Source organism: Paenibacillus radicis (ex Xue et al. 2023) (genome assembly GCF_024722015.1).
Classification (GTDB): domain Bacteria; phylum Bacillota; class Bacilli; order Paenibacillales; family NBRC-103111; genus Paenibacillus_S.
This window is the reverse complement of record NZ_JANQBD010000048.1, coordinates 1-20,219: the sequence shown is the minus strand read 5'-3', so window position 1 is coordinate 20,219 and position 20,219 is coordinate 1. Positions and strand designations below refer to the sequence as shown.

16 protein-coding genes and 1 rRNA gene are annotated in these 20,219 nt (G+C 42.7%); 15 read left to right on the top strand and 2 right to left on the bottom strand.

Translation table 11 applies throughout. The features are described 5' to 3' along the window. The first annotated feature begins 67 nt into the window (after window positions 1–67). The 14 genes from NV381_RS36065 to NV381_RS36000 all read left to right on the top strand — a co-directional run bounded on the left by NV381_RS36065 (window position 68) and on the right by NV381_RS36000 (window position 18,176). The gene (locus NV381_RS36065) at window positions 68–877 is read left to right on the top strand and encodes a ribose-phosphate pyrophosphokinase (protein ID WP_258218103.1); all 810 of its coding nucleotides are present in this window, start codon (window positions 68–70) and stop codon (window positions 875–877) included. Window position 878: 1 nt separating this feature from the next. Continuing rightward, a complete protein-coding gene (locus NV381_RS36060) occupies window positions 879–2,366 on the top strand; it encodes a nicotinate phosphoribosyltransferase (protein ID WP_258218102.1) in 1,488 nt (495 codons plus the stop codon). A gap of 411 nt (window positions 2,367–2,777) precedes the next feature. Beyond that, window positions 2,778–4,199 carry an RtcB family protein gene (locus NV381_RS36055; RefSeq protein WP_258218101.1) on the top strand — a complete coding sequence of 474 codons (1,422 nt, stop codon included), beginning with the start codon at window positions 2,778–2,780 and terminating at the stop codon, window positions 4,197–4,199. Beyond that, on the top strand, window positions 4,196–5,500 hold the full coding sequence (locus NV381_RS36050) for an AAA family ATPase (RefSeq protein ID WP_258218100.1): 1,305 nt from the start codon (window positions 4,196–4,198) through the stop codon (window positions 5,498–5,500). The genes NV381_RS36055 and NV381_RS36050 overlap by 4 nt, the downstream gene beginning before the upstream one ends. A gap of 44 nt (window positions 5,501–5,544) precedes the next feature. Then, window positions 5,545–6,111: an RNA 2'-phosphotransferase gene (locus NV381_RS36045; RefSeq protein ID WP_258218099.1), complete on the top strand. Its 567-nt coding sequence runs from the start codon at window positions 5,545–5,547 to the stop codon at window positions 6,109–6,111. A gap of 8 nt (window positions 6,112–6,119) precedes the next feature. Beyond that, complete coding sequence (locus NV381_RS36040) at window positions 6,120–6,914, top strand: TatD family hydrolase (protein ID WP_258218098.1); 795 nt, start codon at window positions 6,120–6,122, stop codon at window positions 6,912–6,914. A 626-nt stretch (window positions 6,915–7,540) separates the two neighbouring features. Beyond that, window positions 7,541–12,250: an S-layer homology domain-containing protein gene (locus NV381_RS36035; protein WP_258218097.1), complete on the top strand. Its 4,710-nt coding sequence runs from the start codon at window positions 7,541–7,543 to the stop codon at window positions 12,248–12,250. Window positions 12,251–12,477: 227 nt separating this feature from the next. Next, on the top strand, window positions 12,478–12,870 hold the full coding sequence (locus tag NV381_RS36030) for a DUF1304 domain-containing protein (protein WP_258218120.1): 393 nt from the start codon (window positions 12,478–12,480) through the stop codon (window positions 12,868–12,870). A gap of 57 nt (window positions 12,871–12,927) precedes the next feature. Continuing rightward, complete coding sequence (locus NV381_RS36025; protein WP_258218096.1) at window positions 12,928–13,215, top strand: hypothetical protein; 288 nt, start codon at window positions 12,928–12,930, stop codon at window positions 13,213–13,215. A 257-nt stretch (window positions 13,216–13,472) separates the two neighbouring features. Next, window positions 13,473–13,715, top strand: a complete 243-nt coding sequence (locus NV381_RS36020; protein WP_258218095.1) for a hypothetical protein — start codon at window positions 13,473–13,475, stop codon at window positions 13,713–13,715. 43 nt (window positions 13,716–13,758) lie between these two features. Beyond that, window positions 13,759–14,106 carry a hypothetical protein gene (locus NV381_RS36015; RefSeq protein ID WP_258218094.1) on the top strand — a complete coding sequence of 116 codons (348 nt, stop codon included), beginning with the start codon at window positions 13,759–13,761 and terminating at the stop codon, window positions 14,104–14,106. 107 nt (window positions 14,107–14,213) lie between these two features. After that, the gene (locus NV381_RS36010) at window positions 14,214–15,209 is read left to right on the top strand and encodes a restriction endonuclease (protein ID WP_258218093.1); all 996 of its coding nucleotides are present in this window, start codon (window positions 14,214–14,216) and stop codon (window positions 15,207–15,209) included. A 736-nt stretch (window positions 15,210–15,945) separates the two neighbouring features. After that, a complete protein-coding gene (locus tag NV381_RS36005) occupies window positions 15,946–16,599 on the top strand; it encodes a M48 family metallopeptidase (protein ID WP_258218092.1) in 654 nt (217 codons plus the stop codon). Between the two features lie 587 nt (window positions 16,600–17,186). Further along, window positions 17,187–18,176, top strand: a complete 990-nt coding sequence (locus NV381_RS36000) for a Gfo/Idh/MocA family protein (RefSeq protein ID WP_258218091.1) — start codon at window positions 17,187–17,189, stop codon at window positions 18,174–18,176. Between the two features lie 83 nt (window positions 18,177–18,259). On the opposite strand, the gene NV381_RS35995 is transcribed toward NV381_RS36000, so the two are convergent. Then, entirely contained in the window at window positions 18,260–19,042 is a 783-nt protein-coding gene (locus tag NV381_RS35995) for a hypothetical protein (RefSeq protein WP_258218090.1), read from the bottom strand. A gap of 10 nt (window positions 19,043–19,052) precedes the next feature. After that, window positions 19,053–19,490, bottom strand: a complete 438-nt coding sequence (locus NV381_RS35990; RefSeq protein ID WP_258218089.1) for a hypothetical protein — start codon at window positions 19,488–19,490, stop codon at window positions 19,053–19,055. Window positions 19,491–20,005: 515 nt separating this feature from the next. Here NV381_RS35990 and NV381_RS35985 point away from each other — a divergent pair. Then, window positions 20,006–20,219 (top strand): 16S ribosomal RNA (locus NV381_RS35985); the annotation flags it as partial.

The window sequence follows — 20,219 nt, the reverse complement described above, 5'->3', positions numbered from 1 at the left end:
GATTAGGCTCAGCGCATGTCTGTCGGAAATCAGCTTTAGAGACTATGAAACGGGGAGAGTGAGTGCTGTGATTCAGCTAAATGGCGTAGTGTTGGAGTTCAAGCTTTTTCCTAATGGCGAGACTTTGGTCGATGGGGAGCAAATACTTAACCATGCTAATGAGCTCAATATAGTTACTTTTAAATATGAAAATGACAGTGACTTAATAAAGGTGATGTTTTTAAAGAACTATCTGGATGATCTTAACTTCAAAGCATCTCTAGTCGTTTACTATATGCCGTATAGTCGAATGGATCGAGTGGAGGGCGCTTCGGCCTTCACTTTAAAATATGTTTCGAATTTTATTAATTCCTTAAATTTTGACAAAGTGACATTGATCGAACCCCATTCGGACGTTTCTCTGGCATTAATTAATAAAAGTACAGCAAGGTATCCTTCTGTTGAATTGTTAGACAAAGTCATTGCAGAAGTAGGCTTTAATCTCCATGAGGATTACTTGTTCTTTCCCGACGCAGGAGCACAGAAGCGCTATGGTAAAGTTAAAGGATATCAACAGCTTGTAGGATTTAAAGTTAGGGACTTTCAAACGGGGCAAATTAGGAAGCTGGATATCGTCGGTAGTGTAGAGAGGAAAGGATTTAAAGTCATCATTGTGGATGACCTGTGCTCTTATGGAGGTACATTTATTCTGAGTGCTGAGAAGTTAAAGGAAATAGGGGCTTCTGAAATCTACTTGTTGGTAGGACACTGCGAAAAATCCATTTACAAAGGAAAGATTCTTGAAACCGATACAATTGATAAAGTCTTTACTACCAACTCAATGTTAGATCAAGCAGATCATGAAAAAATCCATGTATTCGAAATAGGAGGTATGTAAAATGACTCAAAAATTCGTATATCCGGCTACGCTTCTATGCGATTTTTATAAAGTGAGCCACAAGAATCAATATCCTAAAGGTACGGAGCTTGTATATTCGACATGGACTGCACGTACGAGCCGAATTGAAGATATCAACCAAGTTGTAGCCTTTGGTTTTCAATCCTTTATCAAGGAATATTTAATTAACTACTTTAATGATAATTTCTTTGCAAGAACCAAAGCCGAAGTAGCCAATGAATATAAAAGAGTGATTCAATATGCCCTTGGAGTCGAAGAACCCGATGCTACTCATATAGAAGCTCTGCATGATTTAGGATTTTTGCCGATTAAAATTAAAGCCATTAAAGAAGGCGCATTAGTACCGATCAAGGTTCCTATGCTGACGATTGAGAATACGAAACCTGAGTTTTTTTGGCTAACGAATTATTTGGAAACTTTAATGTCCTGCCAGCTATGGATGCCCGCAACTAGCGCAACTCTAGCATTTGAATACCGTAAAATTTTGGAGGAGTTTGCAGTTTTGACGAATGGCGACACCTCGATGGTTCCCTTTCAAGGACATGATTTCTCGATGCGCGGCATGAGCTCCCTTGAAGCTGCAAAGACGAGCGGTGCAGGCCATTTGATTTCTTTTACAGGAACGGATACAATCCCTGCAATTCTTTATCTTGAAGACTACTATCAGGCTAATATTGAAAATGAGCTGGTGGGAACCTCAATTCCTGCAACAGAGCATAGTGTGATGTGTGCGCATGGTACGGATGAAATGGCTTCTTATAAATATTTAATAAAAGAAGTGTATCCAACTGGGTTTGTTTCGATTGTATCGGATACTTGGGATTTGTGGAGTGTGCTTGACGTTGTTATTAGAGGGCTAAAAGAAGATATTCTCAGCAGAGACGGTAAAGTCGTCATTCGCCCCGATAGTGGAGATCCGGTTAAAATTATTTGCGGCGATCTTGATTCAGCCCATGAGTTTGAACGAAAAGGAGTTATTGAAATCCTCTGGGAAGTTTTTGGTGGTACGATTACCGATAAGGGATTTAAGCAACTGGACAGTCATATCGGCGCTATATACGGGGATGCGATTACTATCGGCCGCTGTCGGGAAATATGTGAAAAGCTGGCGGCAAAAGGCTTCGCCTCGACCAATATGGTGTACGGAATCGGCTCCTATACCTATCAATACAACACGAGAGATACATTTGGGTTTGCGTTAAAATCTACGTTTACTATCATTAATGGTGAAGAACGTAAAATTTTCAAGGATCCAAAAACGGACAGCGGTCACTTTAAAAAATCCCAAACTGGCTTGGTACTTGTTACTGAGAAGGAAGGGGAAATAGGTTATATCGATAATCTGAGTGTAGATGAATATGAAAAAAATAAGTCTGCGGATTTGCTTGAAGTTGTGTTTGTCGATGGCCATTTAGTTCGAGATCATTCGTTAAAAGAGATTAGAGAGACTTTACTGGAAAATCTTTAGTGCGTTCGGTAACAAATGTTTTTAATTAAACTTTCCGGCTGCAGCTCATTGACGTCAATTGGATTTAGGTAGTAAGATATTTGTAAATGAATGGAAAGGAGGCCGATGAATATGATTTGCATCCATAACAATCACCTGATAATTGCATATAGCTTCATTCCATCGGTCTCAGCGGACTTGTGACGAATAAATAGGATTTCGTATATCTATTTCTTAAGTTAACTCGTAAAGCCATAGACGATGTAGGTCTATGGCTTTTTTGCGTTCAAAAAAACTACTAAGGAAAGGGTGAGTCCCATGTCGGAAGATAGTCAATCACGGAACAGCAATAAATTTTTGGATGAACAAATGACCTATTATGAAGGAAACGCAAGAAATCTTGGGTTTCAAAGAGAGGAAAGATAATTAATAATGAACGAAAACTATTACCAGCAGGTGCAGCTCCCTTCGGGGATTGTGCATGTGTATGCAGGGGATTCCCTGTTTAAAACGTTGGATTACAAGGTGTTCGAGATGGCAAACAACAATTTGCAAATCCCGAATCAAGTATATATGAGCTATACCCCGGATGTGCATGTGGGTGTAGGGACCTGCATCGGAACCACAGCGGTGTGGAACAGCGATAATGGCTACGTATCCCCCTCGATTGTCGGAAGCGATATTGGCTGCGGCATGAGGGTTCACCTGACGAATTTGCATAGGGATGACTTGAAGGAAGTAAAGCTGCGGCGCAAGCTTGTCAAAGCTATAGATAAGTATTTGCCGGTGGAAGACCATGCGAGGGGGCATTTCTCAGATATTCGCTTGGAGCATGTGGTCAAGAATGGCCTGCATGGTTTGCCGAAAAAATATATTCCAGACGGATATACGCCACGTAAGGCGACATCTCTTACCCATGTGGAGCGAAGCAAATTTGCTATGGATGAAGATGCGTTGAACCTGTTTCCGGAGAGAGTATGGCATCGTGCGCACCGTCAGCTTGGAACACTCGGGAACGGGAATCATTTTGTTGAAGTTCAGTCTATCGAAATTGCTGAAGATCAACGGGAAATAGCGGAAACTTGGGGATTGTTCGATGGTCAAGTGGCAGTGATGATCCACTCGGGCTCGCGATCCTGGGGAGGCTCGGTCAGCCAGTATTGCGGAAGCCTTATAACGAAAATGATGCGGGCTGAAGGGCTCGGTACCGCGGATCCGAATCTGCTGTTTGCTCCGCTGTCGCATCCTCTTGCAGAATCATATGTCAATTTGATGTATTCTGCATTGAATTATGCGGTTGTGAACCGGCATCTTATCGCTTATGCGGTCCGTGAAGCGGGTAAGGATGTGTTCGGATCGAAATTCGAGATGACGACACTGTACGACCTTATGCATAACTATGCATGGGAAGAGGAGCACGAGGGGCAGTCTTATTTTGTTCACCGTAAAGGCTCGACCCGAGCGCTTCCGGCTAATCATCCTGACAACCCGGTACCGTATATGAATACAGGACATCCAGCACTTATTCCGGGCTCAATGGGAACGGCCTCCTATATCATGGTAGGCTCTCCGGGTGGAAGGGACAACTTTTATTCCATCTGTCATGGAGCGGGACGGATTCGCTCACGCAGCGCGACCAAGAGGTTGGTAACTTTGAATGAGTTTTCCACATCGCTCAAAGTAGGGACGGATGACGAGATTGTTGTGAATCAGCGATCTTTAGAATCTATTTTGGATGAATCACCGCAGGCTTATAAGGATGTGGATCAGATTATCGAAAGCGTCGTAGGAGCGGGCTTGGCTCAAGTCGTGGCTAAATGCAAGCCTCTGGCAACGGTGAAAGGTGCAAAATGATGATGAATAGAGATCTTCTTCAAAATGCGACCGCTGTCGTTACCCATATAAAAACTGAGAACCGTGTCATGACCGCTTACAACGATTATGCGTATGTGCAGGAAAGGATTCAAAAGGTGCTCCAGGAACGGTACCTTCAGCATTTTGAGCTGTATGTGAGTGCTGACGGTAAAGAGGACTACTGGGAGCTGCTTAAGCAGGATGTGAAATCCGGTGATCGGAGTGTCCAGCTTGTAGCTCCAATATTCGATTATATCGAATCGAGAGCGTTTGGCCTTACAGAAGCAAACGAGGATTCAGCTTACCAGACATTTCCCACGATCATGAATAATGTATTTGCTTATCCCGATTGGGGTGTGGCTTTAGCGAGAATACCTGTTTTTCGGCAAAACGGAATTGGCTACGAGGATTTCGTCTTTGCTATAGATGATGCCAGCTTGAAAGGATTTTTGAATCAATCCCGGCAGCGTCGAAGGGATTTGGACCGTCATCAGGTGACTGTCTTTACAGATGGGCCTCATGGAATGGATAAAGAATTGTCTCCCATCACCAGAATGGTAGATAGGGCAGAAGTTATCATGAAGAATGAAGTGAAACAGGAGATTTACCGTTCGATTGATCAGTTTTTTGCCCGTGACCGAAGCTTCTTTCATGAATACCAGATTCCTTACAAAAGAGGAATTTTGCTCTACGGCAAACCGGGAAACGGCAAAACCACTCTTGTCAAATCGATCGCCGGAAGCGTGAACGCACCGGTAGCCTATTGGCAAATTACGGAGCATACCTGCAGCGAGTCGATGCAAGAGGTTTTCCAGGCTGCAGCGAACATGGCACCCATGATCCTCGTAATTGAGGACATCGATTCCATGCCTGAGCAGGCGCGCTCTTATTTCTTGAACCTGCTGGACGGGGCGACTTCCCAGGAAGGCATGTTTTTGATCGGAACGACGAATTACCCGGAAAAAATTGATCCGGCCTTGATGAATCGGGCGGGGAGATTTGACCGTGCATATGAGATTAAACTGCCTGATGCAGAACTGAGATTAACCTATCTGGAGCAAAAAGGACTCGGCAAGCTTTTGAACAAAGAGTCGATGGGGACGGCCGCAAGGCTTACAGAAGGATTCACGTTTGCCCAATTGAATGAACTGTATGTATCTACTGCGTTGGAGTGGCACTACGAGCAAACGGCACATGTGGAGAAGCTAATAAAGACAATGAAGTCCGATCTTCATAAAGGACAGACGTTATCCTGGTTGAAAGAGGAGCCGGAAATACGAGTCGGATTTTTGGCAATGTGATTATGAAAATGACAGGTAAGTATGGAAGCTAGGAAGTGATTGATATGTTGAACGAAAGACAGCAAATGAGTTTAAGCAAGCTGATGAGCAAAATTTTACGGCATTCGCCTCAAGATTTCGGACTGTCCTTAGATGAGGGGGATGGTTCTTGTGCAATAGAAGATCTGCTCAATATCCTCCGGAAAGAAGCAAGATGGTCTGCTCTCGGCTTAGAAGATATCGAACAAATAGTCAGAAACTGTGAGAAGCAGCGTTTTGAAATTACGGGCGGGCGAATCCGCGCACGATATGGACACAGCCACGATAAGCTAAGTTATCCGATGGCGGAACCGCCAACTGTGCTGTACCATGGAACGAACAACAAGGCTGCGCCCGTTATTTTGGAAGAAGGCATCCGTCCGATGAAGCGACAATATGTGCATTTATCGGCGGGGCTTCACTTTGCCACCCTTGCGGGCAAACGGAGAGGGGAGCTTGTAATATTGGCGGTAGATACGGTCAAGGCTGTCAGCTGGGGAGTTTCTTTTTATTATGCAGGTAACGAGGTATGGCTTGCAGATGGAATTCCGTCAGAATGCTGTAGTATTTTTGACAATAGTAGTGGAGGTTAGGACTAGATATGAATAAACAGATGATCGATATCGGTGTGAATTTGATGCACCGCTCTTTTCAACAGGATCGTGACAAGGTTGTTGCACGCGCAGCGGAAGAAGGCGTTTCACCGTTGATCCTCACGGGGACCCATGAGAGGAACAGCGAAGAAGCGGCAAGGTATGCTGCTCGGTTCCCTGGGAAGCTGTATGCAACGGCAGGGATACATCCGCATGATGCGCGCAACTGTACGGCTCATACCATAGAAAAGCTGCGTCGTCTCGCTTCACTTCCCCAAGTGGTCGCAATTGGAGAATGTGGGCTTGACTACAACCGGGATTTTTCACCAAGGGACGTACAGAAAAAATGGTTCGAAGAGCAAGTTCAGCTAGCGTGTGAGCTGCAGATGCCTCTCTTTTTACATGAACGGGAGGCTCATTCTGATTTTATTGGTTTGCTGAAGCCTTATGCGGGTCGTATCCATAAAGCGGTTGTGCACTGCTTCACAGGCTCCACTCATGAGCTGCAGGTTTATTTGAGCATGGGCTTTTACATCGGAATCACCGGCTGGATTTGTGACGAGCGTAGAGGGAAGCACCTGCGGGATTTGGTCAGAAAAATCCCATTGAATCGATTGATGATCGAGACGGATGCCCCTTTTCTGACACCAAGAGACTTGAGCGTGAAGCCGAAGGATGGACGAAATGAGCCTGCTTTTCTACCCCATATTGCGCAAGCCGTAGCGGCGTGTGTGGGAAAGACGAGGGAAGAGGTTGCGGATATTACGACCGAGACAGCGAAGGATTTTTTTGAATTGAAGTAATAAGTTTAATTTGAAGATGCTGCCTCTATTCTATTAAGAAGGAGGTGGTTTTTTAAATCCTCAGAGCTGTGAAGTTATTGACTTTATGGAGAAAGGTACTATAATTTATATATTAAGACTGTCCAAATTACATAAATAGCTGCAAAGAATGATGTTGACCATGAAGCATATGTTCTTATGTAAACGTTTACATGGTGCTCGGGTTGATAATTACTATGTAGATAAAGGGAGATAGTATGATTTGTACGAGTTGATGTAAATTTTTATATTTTCATGTAAACGTTTACCTAAATATTTTTTTGAATTTATAAAGAGAAATTTTAGTTGAAATTGTAGGAGTCGTTGAAGTGCAAGAAAAGCTACCGCTAAGACACGAATGTATCTTCATCGAAAGAGCTTCGAATAGATGCTTTTCTTATTTACAACAAATATAAGTAAACGTTTACCTTGAATATTTAGTGAGAAAAAGTTTGGAGAACATTTGAATAAGCCGGTGTACAAAAGTAATTTATATTAGTCTTTTTGGGAGGTGATCGGGTGGGAATGTTTGATGTAATGTGCAAGAAAACAAGTTAATTGGTTATGCGACAAAAAAACCCAAATAAGTCTACGAGGAGTGAAGGAACGTGTATAAAAAGATACATAGAGTGATGAGCATGATATTAGTAATCCTTATAGCATTGTCATCGCTTCAATTAACTATGGGCACTAAGGTTGAGGCTGCAGACGAAACATCGTTCGTGGCAGCGACAGGAACATTGACGTTAACAGGTATATTTGCTGTGAATACGTTACAGGCTCAAATCGATGCCGCTATTACCCCAATCGGTAAAACTTATGCAGACATAAAAACTTTAATAATCACCAATGGAACTGTTGGTGCGACTGATGCAAATACAACATCTGGCATCATTTCAAAGTTAGTAAATCTTGAGGATCTTCAGCTAATAGATAATGCCACAACTCAAAGCAGTTCAAACAGCAATACGAGGAATACGACTCCGAAAAACCTTATTAGCAATAAAAACACAAAATTAAAATCCGTTACGCTTAAGAATGTAACGACGATAGATACAAAAGCATTTAGCGGTGCCAGCAGCATGACAGCATTAGTCATTCCTAGCGTGACTAGCGTAACCTATTCAGATGCATTTACGGGTATCACAAATCTAACTTCTATTACGTTGGGCGCAACACCGCCACCAGCCACAGCCGGACCCAATTCGTTCCCCTCGAATGCGGCATTGACCTTCTATGTGCCTGCGGACAAAGTCGCTACATACAAGGCAGATGCTGTTTGGAGCAGCGCAGCAAGCCGTATTAAAGCGATCGGTGATACATCTGGCGGAGTGGTAGATCCTCCCGTTTTAGACGGAAACGCTGTCATCACGTTCAACACCACAGGCAATCTTCTAGATCTCCTCGCAGCAGCTGGATATGACTCCACAGATCCAGTGAAAGCTGCTAGCTTGAAGACTGTTGTCATAAAAGCAGGTAGTGCAAAGAAGGCGTTTGCCAATGCCGACTTTAACCCATCCGGTAAGTCTTTTAGTAATTATAAAAATCTTACATCCTTCACGATTGAAAAACCGGCTGATCCTCTCTCCCTAACATGGAACGGCAACAAACTGCCTAATAACGCTTTTAAAGGGCTGACAAGCCTGAAGCAAGTAAAAATAGGAATTGATACTTCCTACATTGGAACATCGGCCTTTGAGGGTTGTACCTCATTGGAAACAGCCGAGTTTGGCTTGACTCGTACGCTAGGGCCATGGGCTTTCAAGGGCGATATTAGTCTAAAGTCCATCACCTTTAACAAAACCTATCTCCCCATTGGGCTTGATGATGTTGTTGGGCCACCGGCAGCTCCTGGCGACTGGTTTTACGGCGTTAACATTAACAATCTCATCATTTATGTGCCTACGGTTGCAGTCAATGTCTTTGTAGAAGATGAAGACTGGAGCAATATTGGTGACAATGGCATCACCATTATGTCGAATGGTGACAATGCTCCAGAGGATACCGGTTCCGGAACACCTGCAAAACAAAATGTTGTCATAAATACATTTACATCTAAAGCACTGAAGAGCGCCATTGACAACTCCAATTTTACTGGTAACGATTATGGGGATATCAAAGTTCTTACCATTAATGATGGCAATTTAGATCCTGCTGATTGTACATTTATTGCTGCTAATCTTAAAAAGCTTGAGGAGCTTTATATTATCGGCACGGCTAATTTCGTAAATGGGACCATTCCCAAAAACGCCTTTGAAGGCAATAAATACCTAAAGAAAGTCAAAGCAGATAACGTAACGGTTATCGGGGCGAAAGCGTTCAATTTATTTGAAAGCTTGACCGAAGTCAACTTTCCGAATGTTACAACAATAAGCTCGCAAGCTTTTGCGCAAACTAAGGGTTCTAGTGTGAGCAAGCTTACGACAGCAAGATTTCCGAAAGTTCAAGTTATTGAACAAAGAGCCTTCTATTTTTGTATGAATTTGAAGGATTTGTATTTAGGTAACGTACCGCCCACGCTTACAGTACCCTATGGCAAACAAGGGTTGTGGTTTAATTTTGTGACAGACATGACTGTGCATGTACCCAGCTTGGCTGTTTATAAGGAATACATCAAACTTGAAAATAGCGATCAGATTGATTGGAGCGCGATGACTTTTGTTGCGGACAACGGAGATGCGCTGCCTGTTATACCACCCGCAGAACCCTATGTTGACGCTGATTATAACTATCTGCGTGTGAATAATCCAGTGCCTTATTATGACGGTGATTACAAATTAAGCCTCAACATGTATACCTTTAATATGAATTTAAACTCATGGCTGCAAGGGCGCACGTCTCCTGTCCCAATGACAACGCTTGATACGATTAGATGGGCTCATGATAATGGTTTTGATGCCGTCGACATCACATGCTACTACATCCCGGGTTACAGCAATACAGATATGCCGACCCCCGAACAGCAAGTGGCCATTCATGCCTATGCCAAACAAATTAAAGAGCTTGCTGGCAGCTTGGGTATCGCAATAAGCGGTACGGGCATCCAGAATAATTTTGCCGATCCCAACCAGGCAAGACGTGATGTAGATATTGAGCGTATTAAGTTTTGGACTCAAATTGCTTCAGAAATGGGAGCGCCTGTTATCCGTGTGTTCGCCGGACCTCCCCCTGTTGACATTAAGCGCACGGGCTGGGCTGCTATCACGCGGGATCGAATCGTGCCCAGCATTCAGCAAATTGCGGATTTTGCAGCAGCCAGTTACCCAACGGTACAAATTGGCATTCAAAACCACGGCGATATGCTGGCGACGGCCAACCAAGTGCTGCAGCTTGTGAAATGGGTTAATAGACCCAACGTTGGAGTAGTAAACGACACAGGATATTATAGAGATTTTATGAATGTCGATGCGACGCAGTATGACTGGTATAAGGATATTTCGCTAATCCTTCCTTATTCAAATAACTTTCAAGTTAAGAAAAAACCTGCTGGTGCTGAAACAACTGAGCTTATGGACTTGAATAAGTTGTTCGGGATCATCAGAAATAGCCCATATCGTGGTTATATACCGGTTGAGCTGTTATGGCTACCCAACGACGACGGCTATCCGGGCAATTTGGACACACCGCCTTATAATGAAACATCAGCATTCCTTCAATCAATGAGAACCGCTATGCGAAACACAAAGCTATTAGCATCAGTGGGTGCCTCGGATTTGAGCGGAATTAGTTTGTCATCGGGCATGTTAAATGAAACTTTTACTTCGGCAAAGACGAGCTATACGCAAAATGTATTGAACAACGTTACGAGCTTGACGATTACGCCAATGGTAGCCTATGCATCGGCAAGTGTAACGGTAAACGGAACGCCTATTACAACCAGTCAGCCGAGCGCGGCGATTCCACTAAATTTAGGACTGAATACCATACCGGTGGTTGTAACTGCAGCGGATGGCTCCACGAAAACCTATACAATCAATGTGACACGGCAAAGCAACAACGCCGACTTAAGCTCTATGACACTGTCGAATGGTTCCCTAAGTCCTGCATTTGCATCGGGTACAATAGCCTACACTTCAATAGTGGGTAATGGGATATCAAGCCTTACCGTAACAGCAAATGTATATGATAATAAAGCTACGATGACTGTGAACGGAAATCCGGTCATAAGCGGTCAAGCGAGCGGAGCGATTAACTTGAATGTAGGTAGTAATACCATCCACGTTGTAGTGACAGCGGAGAATGGCACAACTAAGACTTATAGCGTGGTAGTGAACCGTGTATCAGGCGGTAGTAGTAGTGGTGGTTCCGCTCCAATCGATACCAAAGTGACCGGAACGGAAGGCAAGCTGACGCTTCCCGCAGGCAAGACAGGCGAAGTTAGTTTGGGTAATAAAATCGTAGTCTCTATTCCCGCGAATGCTACAGACAAAGAACTGAAATTAACAATCGAGCAACTGGCGGATACTCAAAACCTACTTGCGAATAAAGAGGTTCTGGTCAGCTCGATATTTGAGATTTTGAAAAGCTTCCCTGAGAACTTCAGCAATCCAGTCACGCTGATTTTCACTTTCGATCCGGGAAGCTTGAAGAATAACCAAACGGCAGCTGTCTTCTACTATGATGAAGGGAAGAAAGTATGGGTTGAAGTCACAGGCAGTAAGATCAATGGAAATCAGATTACCGCAGAGGTAAATCACTTTACGAAATTCGCAGTATTTGCCGTAGACCAAGTGACGAAGCAGCCAATAACTGGGCAACCTACAGACACGAAATCGACGGTTCAATTGAGCGATATCGCTGGGCATTGGTCGGAGGCTAACATCAAGCAAGCGGTGAGCAAAGGAATCGTCAACGGTTACCCGGATGGTACATTTAAACCGAATCATACGGTAACACGTGCGGAATTTGCTGTGATGCTGATGAACACATTGAAGCCGCAAGGAGATGGAGCGACGCTGTCCTTCATAGATGCAGCGAGGATTGGAACTTGGGCGCAGAAAGCAGTCTCACAAGCGTTCCAAGCAAATATTATTAAGGGCTATGAGGACGGGAGCTTCCGTCCAGAGGCAGAAATTACACGTGCTGAGATGGCAGTGATGATCGCTAACGCATTGGGACTGGTTATTGAATCCGATATCGAAACCGGCTTCGCGGATGATAAGGATGTTCCGGTGTGGTCCAAAGGTGCAGTAGCGGCAATGAAGAAACAAAAGTTAGTAGAAGGCAAAGGCGGCAACGAATTTGGTCCTGCGGCCTCAACAACGAGAGCCGAGGCTGTAACCGTACTTCTGAACATGCTGGCCCAAAAGAGGAAATAACGTATAAAGCATTTGGAGAGAGGAAATAGGGTTATTCTTCAGGTAGTCGAACCGGCTGCTTGAGGGGTAACCCTTTTTTCACGGAATAATGGCTGGGGAATTCAAAAATGACGGCTTACGCCTTCTTTAGACGGATATGGTATAATTTTACTGTGAAAAATGTTCGAGATACCATGGGCATATCGTTTTACTTTGGAATATTAAATGAAAGCTACATAAATAAGTACATGTTATTTGTTCATGAAAAAGAGGAGGAGTTTAATATCATCAGCCAAATATTAGTTAGTGTGGTAGCTTTGGAGCATTTGTACATCCTATACTTGGAAATGTTTTTGTGGACCACACCTAAAGGATTAAAAACCTTTGGAACAACGCAAGAAGCTGCCGAAGCATCAAAATCACTGGCTGCTAATCAAGGCCTATACAATGGATTTCTAGCTGCTGGATTGATTTGGAGCTTGTTATACACTAATGCAGCGGTAGCGCGCGAGCTTCAAATATTTTTTTTGGTTTGTGTTCTAATTGCAGCTATATTCGGAGGAATAACGGCTAAAAGATCGATACTCTTAGTACAAGGACTTCCTTCGCTGGTCGCTTTATTATTTGTGTTATTTTCGTAGTAGTAGTCAGATGTATTTAAAACTGTTTCTCTGGGTTAATAATTGAGGTGGTTAATTATGAAGTTTTCTTTTGAAGTTGGTGTTAAGGAGAAACACATAGTTGAATTTAAGTTTAATCAGATCATAGGAAACCTGAGTATTAGTATTGACCAGCAAAGGAGAGTAACCGATTTTAGAATGTTCTCCTTATCTTTGATTAAAACCTATGAGTTTAAAGTAGGAAAACAAGAGATGCATGACGTAAGAATTGAAAAGGAAAGAAAGCTGCTTTTGGCTGGATTCAGAAAAAGTAAGTATAAGGTATTTATTGATGAAGTTCTTAGTTATGAATATGAAGGCTGGTAAAGGATATATTTTTTGAAAAAATGAAGGGGTCAGCAAGATGTGGAACAAAGCGTAAAGGAGGTTAAGAAATTATACCAATTAAAATCTATGTTAACAGGAACAGAGGAAAATGGGAGCTAACCGATAAAATAACAAGTGAGCTCGCCTCAATCAGACACTTGGAGGAATCGATACGAAATGGGGAGAAACCGTTCCTGCACGAAGTGCGAGTAGAAGAAGGTTCTTACAAATGGAATCCAACGGAGCATCAATATGAATTGCAAATTCACAGCAGAGCAATAGAACCTACGAATGGCAAGAATATGGTAGCACAAATGATAAATTTATTAGGCTTCGTCGTAATTATATTCGGTTTTATTGCAGGGTTTCTAAGACTTCCAAATGGAATACTAGCTGTAACGTTTATATTCTCAGGTATCGTAACAGGACTGCTGATAGTAGGATTCTCAGAGGTAATCCATTTGCTTGATAAGATAAATAAAAAAATGAACAAGGATTGAGAAGAAATATTCCAACAACGATTTATTAGAGGGGGCAATTAAGATGTCCAGAACTATTGAATTTACTGAAAACACATTGATTTTACATTTAACTGGATTGACAAGTCTGGCCGCGCTAAAACGTCAGTTAGAAATTCCATATTCAGCAATCAAGGATGTAGCAATTGAAGACTTCAAAGTCTCGTTGCTTCAGTTTAGGGTGGGAACCTCTATCGCTGATATAAGAGAAGGGCGTTTCATGTTAACCGACAAATGGTCATTTATTTCGTATGAAAATCATAAAGATGTAATTGTATTGCGATTAATCGACCATGAATTTGAGAGCGTTGTTTTCCAAATTAATAATCTGGAAGAAGTAAAGAGCCGGATTTTGGAGCGTATTTCAAAGTGAATCGATGATTTTATCTACGTCTAATAGTATTCTAGTGCTATGAGGTAACTCTTAGGAATAAAGACTTTGTAAAAAAAATCTTTTCATTCCATTAATCGAGGTGCGCTATGTCTAAGAAAATGTGGTTGGTTCGGGCCGGTGAGGGAGCCTACCTATTTAATGAGTTCAAAGAGAAACAAGCCGTAGCTATCGGCTGGAGCAAGTTGAAAAATATGGAAAGTGTAACCACTCTCCAAGCTGTTAAAACATTGTTGAAGTCCAACTATCCCGAGTACAAAGACGGGAAAACCAATATTACTGCAGGGCAGATATATAGATTTGTCTGCGAATTTCAAGTAAATGATGAAGTGATCACCTATGATCCTGAAGAACGTCTATATTACATCGGAAATATTACATCGAAATATGATTATAATCCAGGATTTATTACGGATAAACCCAATGTTCGCAAAGTGTCCTGGACCGGTAGCGTATCACGTGATTCTCTATCAGCAAGTGCAAGAAATACTCTGGGGTCGATTTTGACGATTATTACTATACCTGATGAGGTGCGGTCAGAAGTATATAGTCAGATGGGAAAACAATCCAATACGCCGGAAGAAGAGTCGGAAGAAGAAACGGACGAACTGGAACTTATTAAAGCAGATATTATTCTTAAATCAAAAGAGTTCATTAAGGACAAGATCGCTAATCTTGATTGGGAACAGATGCAGGAATTGGTTGCTGGAATTCTTAGGGGAATGGGATATAAGACTCGCATCTCTCCCAAAGGGCCTGATCGTGGAAGGGATATTTTGGCTTCACCAGATGGGCTTGGTCTCGAAGAACCCAGAATAATGGTTGAAGTGAAACATCGTTCGGGCCAAATGGGCGCTAATGAGATACGCAGCTTTACCGGGGGGCTTCGTTTGGGTGACCGTGGAATATATGTTTCTACAGGCGGTTTTTCCAAAGAGGCCAAATATGAAGCGGAGCGGTCCAACAACCCACTGTCTTTAGTAGATCTGGATTTTTTAGTTGAACTGGTGACCCAATATTACGACCAATTTGATGCGGAGACTAGAACTTTGGTGCCTTTAAGAAAAATATATTGGCCGGCCTGAGGGTAAAAATAGAGACAGTCCGTCTGAAGCAATCAATATTGATAGTCATGAAAAAGTAAACAGCACTGGCAGAGGCAAGTAAAAGCTTAGTTTTTTGCAGTCAACCAGAAAATCCGACCTCAGATTAATTCAATTTCCTTTGAAGCCATTTTGGAAATATAAAAGAAGATTTGATATATTGATGAAATGTTACAAATACTCACAGGGCATTTTGATAGAATCAGTGACTTGCAGAGTAGTAAAGGTATGTCGAAAGAAAGGATTTGTATATGGACTGCTAAACATCCACTGAATCCAAACATAGCTGGGATCAAACAGGGGAATGAGAAGAGGGAAGCAAGGAGAAATCCGTGACCCTAAGCTCGTTTCCTTTTCTTATAATAACAGACTTTATAAGTTTTCAGCGGAGCTGAAGAAGTCTGATATTGCAAGAAAAGCTACCGCATAGACACGAATGTATCTTCATCGAAAGGGCTTCGAATAGAAGCTTTTCTTATAATAACAGACTTTATAAGTTTTCAGCGGAGCTGAAGAAGTCTGTTATTGCAAGAAAAGCTACCGCTTAGACACGAATGTATCTTCATACGAAAGGGCTTCGAATAGAAGCTTTTCTTATTTTCGTAGCCCCATTAAATATCGTTGTGTCAGAAAAGTAGGGTGATGAGAGTTTATTTATTGTCAAAAATGAAATAAGGTATAAGAATCTGAAATAACCTTTATAGAAAAGATGGTGGTTATGAAAATTCATTTTGAGAATGAAAGTATAGAGTTTAATGTTCAATATGCAAATAGAAAGAAGCTTTCCATTCATATAGACTCTCTTGGCCTCATAACTGTAAAAGCTCCTAATGATACGAGTAAAGAGCTAATTATAGCCGCTGTGGAGCATCATGGAAAATGGATACTGGAGAAAACCTCTGCCATTGCAAAAGCTCTAGAATCTCCTAAAAGAAGAGAATATCAAGACAAAGGAAAGTTCCTTCATCTTGGGAAAGAGTGTTTTCTGCATGAGCTAATAGAGACCGATGAGTTAAATGAGGAGGAACTTCAAAGAAATCTCAAGAAGTTCTACTTCTCAAGCTGCAAGAAGATTGTAGGAGAACGTATACAAATATTTCAACTACAACTGAGAGTAAAGCCGAAATCTATCGAAATAGTAGAGTCTAAAACCAAATGGGGAAGCTGCAGCTCGGATAAAAAGATAACCTTTAACTATCGGCTGGCTATGGCACCAATTGAAGTTATCGATTATGTGATCGTCCACGAACTATGTCATTTGCTTCATATGAATCATGATAGATCATTTTGGAGACGTGTTGGAAGTATTATGCCGGATTACAAAGAAAAGCAGGATTTTTTAGCACGGTATGGGCATTCTATGACGCTTTAAAAATGGTCCAAAACCCAAATCAGCGATTGACGAAGTCATTCGTTTTCAGCTCAGAACCGAGCTCAGCTCTAGACAAACCTTGGGTGAGGAAATGGCAGCGCATAGATATTATCCGATTCGTAGCCATTGCCTACCGTAAAAACATGCATTTATACAGCCTTTTGACCGGTTAATCGGCAGTCTTTTGGAATTCATGCAAATGTGCATCTTTTTCTCATTCTTGGCTGAAACCGGAACATATTGCGAGAAAATTGATGTATTTTCGCAGTTTTTCCTCTTAGCAGAATTTTTCAGTAGAAAAATAACTGCAGGTTTGCAGGTTTTTATTCGGGGTTGGTTGTGAGGAAGATGATTAAGGTGGAGAAATGGTCGATCCGATGCGAATGAGCATAATACCGGGAACAACTTGTCGTAAAAAGGAATTTTTTGTTAGGTTGTAGAATTAAGCATACATTATCGCTTAGGTAAGTCAGGGCTGTACCGCAAAAAACGAAATTAGTATCGCCTTAGTTTTCAACGGTGAAATGGATGGAAGCAGCAGAGGATCGAAAATATTCTGCTTTAATATGGATGGAGAAGGAGTTATTATGATACGATTTGGCGTAATAGGGACGAACCGGATTACTGAAGAATTTATTAAAGCAGCGCAAGAAATCGAGGATTTTGCATTAACGGCCGTTTACTCACGAACTGAAGAGCGAGCTGAAGAATTTGGGGCCAAATACGGGGTTTCCCATATTTTTACAGATATAGAATCAATGGCTCGAAGCGGGGACTTAGACGCTGTGTATATCGCCAGCCCCAATTCCTTTCACGCTAAGCATGCCATAATTTGTATGAATCATGGAAAGCACGTGTTGTGTGAGAAACCAATAGCCTCCAATACAAAAGAGTTACAAGAAATGATTAAGGCCGCACAAGCCAACAAAGTCGTACTGATGGAGGCTTTGAAGTCAACGCTGCTTCCTAATTTCCGGGCGATTCAAGAAAATGTATATAAGCTGGGCAAAGTGCGCCGTTATTTTGCAAATTACTGCCAATATTCCTCTCGCTATGATGCGTACAAAGAAGGAACGGTGCTTAATGCATTTAATCCGGTGTTCTCCAATGGTTCGTTGATGGATTTAGGAGTTTATTGTATTTATCCAATGGTTGTTTTATTCGGGAGACCGGATCAAATAAAAGCAACAGGGGTGAAGCTTGAATCCGGTGTGGATGGGGAAGGCAGTATACTGCTGAAATATGAAGAAATGGATGCAGTCATTATGTATTCCAAAATCACCGATTCCTCATTGCCTTCCGAAATCCAGGTGGAGAGCGGAAGCTTGGTCATCGACAAAATCAACCATCCCGGGAAAGTGGAGATTCACTATAGAGATGGAAGCATAGAGGACATAACGAAACCGCAGGATAGTAAAACGATGATTTATGAGGTAAAAGAATTTATTGAGTTAATCTATAACGGGCGCTTGGAGTCGTCTACGAACTCCCATGCCAATTCCTTAATCGCTATGGAAATCATGGACGAGGCAAGAAAGCAAATTGGGCTCGTATACCCTGCAGATATAAATGATTAAGTCGAGTGGAAAAATATAGAATACCGGCATCATCTGTGACTGTAGATGAATGCCGGTATTTTGTGTAAGCTTTACTAAGTTTATTAGCTGCTGGAGCCGCTTGAACTGCTCGAGCTGCCAATGCCGCCCTTCGAGCCCGAAGAGACTCCACTGGAGATGCCATTGGATGATTTGCTGCTTGAGCTGCCCACACTGCTGGAGCTCGAGGAGCTGGATGAGCTTGACGAGCTGCCTGTACTCTTTGGAGTTGTTGTGCTGCTTTGAGTGCTTTGAGTACCGGAATTGGCGGTGCCGAACGAACCTGAACGTGTAGAAGTTGTAGGCGCTGGTGTACTGTTCGTCGGTGCAGGAGTTGTGCTTTTCACATCCTTGCTTGCCGCTGCGGGAGGGGAGCTTGTCACCGTGCCGTTCGCTCCAGCAGCGGGTGCAGGAGTTTGCCTTCCGTTGGACGCAGCGGATCCAATGGCAGCGGCCGCAGCACCAATCGCTGCACCCGCGAGTGCTCCACCAATCAATCCTGAAGCAACGGATGAGCTTCGCCCATAATACGTATTCCCATCATGGGAATAGGAGTATTGCTTGTCGTAGCTGTCCCCCGAATCATCGCATTTGCCATCGTTGTTATCGTCCTTGCAATAGTCTTGCTGGGTTCCGCCAAATGGCGCAGCATTAGGGTCCACGGCTTGCTGAGCAGGGTTACTTGAAGTAGCAACCTGCTGTGTGGTAGTTGTTGTTTGTGGGGGCGGCGGGGTTTGCCCACATCCTACTAGTGTAGCAGTAGCCATAAATACGGAAACCATCATAGCCGATTTGTTCATCGGAACGGCCTTTTCTTTGAGGCCGTCCGCTTGTTTTTTTCGTGACATCGTATTCACCTCATTTTGTGCTTCGGGCGTAGTAAACGAACATCTTACGATCCTCATCGATCTCGAAAGACGATTTGTCCCACTTCTGCCCATTCAGCGTTATTGTCTCTGTTTGAAGCAGGAGCAGAACATCCAACAAGCTGTCGCAATGCTGTAAGTGAAGGATTGGGTAATCAGTCAGCTCCTCAGCGAACTGCCTGATTTCAACGACAAGCGCTTCTCCGTTATCAATAGAAGGCTCCATTTGCTCTGTCACTTGGTCGGACGGAGTCACATAAATCAGATGGAGGTTTTCTTGTTTCTCAGTACGTTGCTTTTCATAAATGGTTCCTCCACGAATCAACCAGTCCGAAACGTTTCGGATGAGTAACTCTTCAAGCGGAATGCTGTCATAGTGACAAATCACTTCCAACGGGTCATGATGTAACCGATACTCCAATCGAGCCATGCCACGTTCCTCCCATATGATCAATCTTATCGAAATAAATAAAACAAAACTAAGTAATATTTTACTACAAATGTATATAATAGTCTTGATTTAGATTAAAAACGACAGAAACAGCTGATTTTATCGAATACGGGCGAGACTGACAAAGCTTAGCCTATCCTTCATATGGAGAGTAAGTGGGCTTTCAAAGATGTATAAAACAACATAAGTGAGGAATAACAAAAAAGGACTTGCAATAGATATACTATCCGTGGTATATTGTCATTCTTGCTGTTGCGAGACGGCGAAAAAGATAAGTAAATAAATAAAAATAAAGTACTTGCAATTAGTAAACAACATGTGTTATATTGATTCAGCTGCTTACGAGGCAGTGAAACAAACGAGTAAATAGAACATGATTGCCCTTTGAAAACTGAACAACGAGTGAGTGTTAAAATAGAGAATGCAAATTCTCGCTAGCATTACTTTTGAGCTTAAGACAAGCTTGCGTTAAACGGTCGCTTCGGTGACCAACTTTAATGGAGAGTTTGATCCTGGCTCAGGACGAACGCTGGCGGCGTGCCTAATACATGCAAGTCGAGCGGATTGTTCCTTCGGGAACGGTTAGCGGCGGACGGGTGAGTAACACGTAGGCAACCTGCCTGTAAGACCGGGATAACTATCGGAAACGATAGCTAAGAGCGGATAGCTGGATGGAACGCATGTTCTGTTCATGAAACACGGAGCAAT